Consider the following 474-nt stretch of genomic DNA (forward strand, 5'->3'; position numbering starts at 1 on the left):
GTCCAGGGGCCGATGGTGAGCGCGCCGATCTCGGTGCCGCGCGTCGTCGTCATCCAGGTCGCGCCGACGCCGACCGCGGTCGCGAGCAGCAGGGCCGTCAATGTGGTCAGGATCAGCCGCACGGGATCTTGTCAGTTCTTGCGCGGGGCGGACGCGTTCGCATTCTCTTCCGCATAGTTCTGCGGGAAGGCGAGCGCGCTGGTCGATGAAGCCGGCTTGGGCTGCTTGCCGTCGTCGGCGGTGGATTTGTTCGCGGTCCTGGCGGCGTCGTCGAGCAGCTTCTCGACGCGCACCAGGATGTCGGCGCCGCGCTTGGTCAGCACGGGCGGTGGGCCGGGCTTGGTCTCCAGCACCTTCGGCGCCGCATTGGCCTGCGCGTTGGCAACGCGTTCGGGCGGCAGCTTCTGGCCCATGCCGATGCCGGCGATTTCCCGGACCTCGACGCCCTGATGCGCCGCGAGCATGATGTCATGC

At 69.0% G+C, this 474-nt stretch carries 1 protein-coding gene; it reads right to left on the reverse strand.

From position 1 onward, the window contains the following. Positions 1 to 131: 131 nt before the first annotated feature. On the reverse strand, positions 132 to 474 hold a 343-nt coding region (locus KVP70_RS33225), incomplete at its 5' end, for a hypothetical protein (RefSeq protein WP_217946710.1).

This window comes from Duganella violaceipulchra (genome assembly GCF_019166075.1).
GTDB classification, from domain to species: Bacteria; Pseudomonadota; Gammaproteobacteria; order Burkholderiales; family Burkholderiaceae_D; genus Rugamonas; species Rugamonas violaceipulchra.